Genomic DNA, 5,236 nt, shown 5'->3' with positions numbered 1-5,236 from the left:
GTAAAGGCGGATTGCAGATGAGCCCGTTAACTCCCTGGCACTATCTTCTCTTAGTCGGTTTCGGACTGCTGTTTGCAGCAGGGTCCGTCTATGCGGCGAGAAGCAAATCCAAAATCTCCATTTTTATTACCATGACACTCGGGATCAGTTTTCTCGGACTCTTTTTGTGGCATTCGATCAATGAGAATGTCTATAAAGTCGAAGTCACCAATTTGAGCGACGAACGTTTTTACCAGTCTGAACAGATTCTTATCAAGGGGATTGTGCGAAATGTGGGTAATTATCCGGTTAAAAACGTCAAGGCACTGATTAAATTATCCAATGCCAAAGGAAGCGAGACGAAAGCGAGCCAGTTTAGCCAGCCCAGCGCCTTCGAAGAGTTATTTAAAGATGATGATCCCGGATACAAGCGTCAGAACGTCCTCGCAGAGCATGTCATTGCCGATCATCTGAATCCGGGCGGTTCCAAGACGTTTAGCATCATCATGGAGTACCCGCCCCATTTCACCAGCGCATCGTACGCCGTCGAAGCCAAGGCGGATTAATACTTCAGCCCGACTTTTTTAAGGGCGTTATTGATCGCCTTTAATTGCCCGCTTTTGTTCTTGCACCATAGCGGTGCGATCAGCGTCTCATCATCAATGCCGGCACTGATTCTTTGGACGCTTACATTGGCCGGTTTGAGCTGCAGTGCCTCGCTGAGGACTTCCAGATAAAGCTCCTCCGAAATCGGTTCGAACTCTCCGCGCGCGTATTCATTTGCCAGTGCGGTCCGCTTCACGACGTAGAGCGGATGGTATTTGACCGAATCTATCCCCAGTGCATAAGCCTCTTTGGCGGTTTCGAGCATCATCTCTTTGGTCTCTCCCGGAAGCCCGAAAATAAGATGGCCGCAAACATTGAGGCCGTGCTCTTTTGCTTTTCGTATCGCGTTTTTGACATTGGCGCTGTCGTGTCCGCGGTTGATCCGTTCAAGCGTTTCGTCATAGATCGACTGTATCCCGAATTCGACCCATATTTCGGTTTGTTTGGAAAGTTCGGCGAGGTATTCGAACGTCTCGTCGCTGATGCTGTCCGAACGCGTCCCGATGCTTAGGCCGACGACGTTCTCGAACGAAAGGGCTTTTTCATAAAGTGCTTTAAGCGTTTCCGACGGAGCATAGGTATTGGTAAAGCTCTGAAAATAGACGAGAAACTTCTCCGCTCCGTTCTCCTCCCGGAGTTTTTTGGAAAGGGCGTTAAACTGCCATTCCAGCTGTTGCAGCTGCTGCTCGAGATAGGGGTTGTCGGAGGATTGCAGATTGAGGAAAAAACCCTTAAGGGGACGGGCACGGTCCAGACTCGGACTGAACGAATCGTTTTCGCAAAAGGTGCATCCCCCTTTGGCTACCGTGCCGTCAATATTGGGACAGGTGAACCCCGAGATAGATACGGGGACTTTGGAGACTTTAACCCCGAATTTGCGGTACAGATATTGACCGAACGTAAAAATCTGCTCCCGCATTCGGCCTCTTAGATGATGTATTTGCCGGTGAAGCAGGCGGTACAGTAATTTTCTTCTTTGCCGTTGACGCTCTTCAACAGAGCTTCATTACTCAGATACCCGAGCGAATCGGCTTCGATAAAAGCGCAAATTTCTTCATTGGTCATATTGGCCGCGATCAGCTTTTCTTTATCCGGCGTGTCGACACCGTAGTAACACGGATCGGTTGTCGGAGGGCTGGAGATACGCATATGCACTTCACGCGCTCCTGCGGCTTTGAGCATCCGTACGATCTGGCGGCTCGTTGTTCCGCGAACGATTGAATCATCAATGACGATAAGACTTTTGCCTTTGATCAGATGCTCGATCGGCGAAAGTTTCATTTTGACTTTCAGATCGCGCATCTCCTGCGTCGGCTCGATAAACGTGCGTCCGATGTAGTGGTTGCGCATGATCGCCATTTCAAAAGGGATCCCGCTTTGCTGTGCGTAGCCGATTGCCGCCGGAACGCCGCCGTCAGGAACCGGCACGACCATATCGGCCATTGCCGGCTGCTCTTTGGCCAGCTCTTTTCCCATTGCTTTGCGCATCTCATACACGTTTTGGTTGTAGACATTCGAATCGGGGCGGGCAAAATAGACGTATTCGAAAATACAGTGTTTCGGCGTCGGTTCAAACACCTTGATCGATTGCGGGGCTTTCCCTTTTTCGAAAATAAGAAGTTCACCCGGCTCGACGTCACGGATATATTCCGCACCGATCAGGTCAAACGCGCACGTCTCGGAAGCGACTACGTATCCGTCCCCGACGCGGCCGAGGCTCAATGGGCGGAAGCCGTGCGGATCGCGCATCGCAAACATTTTCGAACGGCTCAAAAAGACGAGCGAATACGCCCCTTCGATTTTTTTGACGGCATCGATGATACGGTCGGTCAGATGGTGCTGGTCGCTTTTGGCGATCAGGTGAATCAGGTTTTCGGTATCCATAAACGTCTGGAAAATCGCCCCTTTTTTGATCAGGGCATCGCGAACCTCTTTGGCATTGGTCAGGTTGCCGTTGTGAACGATCGACATCTCCCCCAGATCGTAGCGGGCGAATACCGGCTGTGCGTCAAGAATCGAATCATCCCCTGCCGTCGAATAGCGGGTATGGCCGATCGCCATATGCCCTTTGAGGGTATTGAGTTTTTGAGTATCGAACACCTGCGTTACCAGACCGCGATCTTTGATCGTGTACAGTTTGGTGCCGTCTCCGGTGCTGATTCCGGCTGCTTCCTGACCGCGATGCTGCAGGGCATGAAGAGAGAAATACGCCAGTTTAGAGGCCTCAGGATGGTCAAAAATACCGACTACCGCACATTTTTCATTTAAGCTACGCACTCTATTTCCTTATGCTAGTTCTAAACAGTCTTGAATCGAATACAGACCGTTTGGTTTTCCGGCCAACCATTTCGCCGCACGTATCGCCCCTTTGGAGAAGGTGTTGCGGCTTGTTGCCGTGTGATGCAGCTCCACAAACTCTCCGTCGTTGTAAAAACCGACCGTATGACGGCCGACAATGTCACCGCCGCGCAGTGCCATCACCGCGATCTCGTCTTTGTTCCGTTCGCCGATATTGCCGTTACGCCCGCTGACGCGTACCGCATCCAAGTCCAGCTCACGCCCGGCAGCCGCCGAATGCGCCAGTGTCAGCGCCGTTCCGCTCGGAGCGTCTTTTTTATGGCGGTGATGCTGTTCAACAATTTCGATATCGAATCCTTCCAGCGTCCTAGACGCGATGTTGACCAGCTTGTTAAGCAATGCAACCCCTAGCGACATATTCGTCGCATACAGGATCGGCATCGACTCGCTCGCCGTTTTAAGAAGGTTCATCTGATGATTGTCCATGCCCGTCGTTCCGATGACGAGGGGCGTTGGATGCTTGATCGCCTGCTCGAGAAGCAGCTGTGTCGCTTCCGGCAATGAGAAATCGATGATAACGTCAGAACTTTTAAGCAGCGTTGCCATATCATTGGTGACCAATACCGACGGATCGATTGAAAAATTTAGCTCATTACGGACATAGACCGCTCCCAGCGAAATCTCGTTTTCATGCCGTAAATCTTCGATCAGCAGCTTGCCGACACGCCCTCCCGCTCCAAAAACACCTGCTCTTACCATCGTTTATGATCCCTATTGTGGATTATTTCTGAGCGCATTTTACCGTTTTAGTGTTTAAAAAGGGCGTAAACGAACAGAGACTTTAGTGATGACCGTCTGCATACGCGATTGCCTGCAATGCCGCCACCGCACCGTCTCCTGCGGCACTTACAACCTGCTTCGGAGCCTGTTCGCGCATATCGCCCGCCGCAAAAAGCCCCGGCACCGAGGTTTTCATGCTTAAATCGACTTTGACTTCGCCCCAGGGCGTCATGTCACACAAAAAACTGCCGTCTTCCTGGATCAACACCTGATTGTTGACGTTGTAGCCTACAAAGGTGAAAACCCCGGGTACATCGATGTGGCGTGTCGTTCCGTCGCTGAATGCCACCCGGATCCCGGTCACACCCATAGCATCACCGACCACCTCTTCGGGGGTGGCGTTCAATACCAATTCGATATTTTCGGCAGCGTTGACCCGCTCAATCGTACTCGGAGCCGACCGGAACGTGTCGCGTCTGTGGATCAGGTACACTTTTGAGCAGATTTTGGCCAAATACAGTGCTTCTTCAAGCGCCGTGTCACCTCCGCCGATCACTGCGACCTCTTTGCCTTTGTAAAAAAATCCGTCACACGTAGCGCAGGTACTCACGCCCCGTCCGAAATAAACGTCTTCGCCGATAAATCCGGCCCGTTTCGGAGTCGAACCGGTACAAACGATAACGCTTTTGGCTTCTTCGGTATTTCCGTCGGATTTTTGAATCGTAAAAATACCGTCGCTCTTGCGCGAAATACGGGTGACTTCCGCCATCTCATGCTTTAATCCGAAACGCTGGCATTGTTCCGGCCATGGAATCATCAAGTCCATTCCCGAAATATGGCCGCTGACGCCGGGATAGTTTTCGATCTCCGAACTCATCGTGATTTGTCCGCCCGGCATCCCTTTTTCGAACATCGTGACATGCTCCAACCCGCCGCGCGTTGTATACAGCCCAGCCGTCAGACCGGCCGGACCCCCTCCGATAATTGCACAATCTAGCATATGCCGACTCCTGACTTATATATGATAGGAGCTTATCATACACTTGTTGTAAATAAAGAGGTTCTTTCCGAATTAAAAACGATGGATAAAAAAATTATAATTTAAATAAATACTGCTAATGGATAAAAAGAGCGCTGTCGAAAAAAAAGAAGAAACGAAACGCGGTATCGGGAATTTACCCGATACGCAAATAGAAGATATTAAAGAAGTGCGTTCAGCTTGTCAGCGAATGCTTGCTTGGAAGCGGCACCGACCATTTGCTCGACTACTTCACCGTTTTTAAAGAAAAGAATCGTCGGGATAGAACGGATTCCGTATTTCACGGCGATATCCTGCTCTTCATCTGTGTTTACTTTACAGATTTTTGCTTTTCCGTCATAGTCAGCCGCCAATTCTTCGATCACCGGAGCGATCATACGGCAAGGTCCGCACCAAGGAGCCCAGAAGTCGACCAATGCGACACCCTCTTTTGTTATTTCATCAAAGTTTGATACTGTCAATTCAATGTATTTACCCATTGTTTTTCCTTGAGTTGCGAATGTTTATGAGGACATTATAACGCCCCAATCTTTA

6 protein-coding genes are annotated in these 5,236 nt (G+C 50.3%); 1 reads left to right on the top strand and 5 read right to left on the bottom strand.

The features are described from left to right. The coding region (locus tag JU82_RS07800; RefSeq protein WP_294892563.1) for a DUF2393 family protein at nt 1–545 on the top strand (545 nt) is incomplete at its 5' end. Here the strand turns inward: JU82_RS07800 and JU82_RS07795 are convergent. The 5 genes from JU82_RS07795 to trxA all read right to left on the bottom strand — a co-directional run bounded on the left by JU82_RS07795 (nt 542) and on the right by trxA (nt 5,181). Next, on the bottom strand, nt 542–1,504 hold the full coding sequence (locus JU82_RS07795) for a TIGR01212 family radical SAM protein (protein WP_037949053.1): 963 nt from the start codon (nt 1,502–1,504) through the stop codon (nt 542–544). The two genes, JU82_RS07800 and JU82_RS07795, sit on opposite strands and share 4 nt — an antisense overlap. Before the next feature lie 8 nt (nt 1,505–1,512). Continuing rightward, on the bottom strand, nt 1,513–2,862 hold the full coding sequence (purF, locus tag JU82_RS07790; RefSeq protein ID WP_037949050.1) for an amidophosphoribosyltransferase: 1,350 nt from the start codon (nt 2,860–2,862) through the stop codon (nt 1,513–1,515). A gap of 9 nt (nt 2,863–2,871) precedes the next feature. After that, a complete protein-coding gene (dapB, locus tag JU82_RS07785) occupies nt 2,872–3,642 on the bottom strand; it encodes a 4-hydroxy-tetrahydrodipicolinate reductase (RefSeq protein WP_037949043.1) in 771 nt (256 codons plus the stop codon). A gap of 82 nt (nt 3,643–3,724) precedes the next feature. Beyond that, the gene (locus tag JU82_RS07780) at nt 3,725–4,663 is read right to left on the bottom strand and encodes an FAD-dependent oxidoreductase (protein ID WP_037949040.1); all 939 of its coding nucleotides are present in this window, start codon (nt 4,661–4,663) and stop codon (nt 3,725–3,727) included. Between the two features lie 200 nt (nt 4,664–4,863). Then, nucleotides 4,864–5,181, bottom strand: coding sequence for a thioredoxin (trxA, locus tag JU82_RS07775; protein WP_037949038.1), 318 nt, complete (start codon nt 5,179–5,181; stop codon nt 4,864–4,866). Nucleotides 5,182–5,236 lie beyond the last annotated feature (55 nt).

The organism is Sulfuricurvum sp. MLSB (assembly GCF_000747095.1).
Classification (GTDB): Bacteria; Campylobacterota; Campylobacteria; order Campylobacterales; family Sulfurimonadaceae; genus Sulfuricurvum.
The sequence above is the reverse complement of the archived record's forward strand: the minus strand, read 5'-3'. Positions and strand labels throughout refer to the sequence as shown.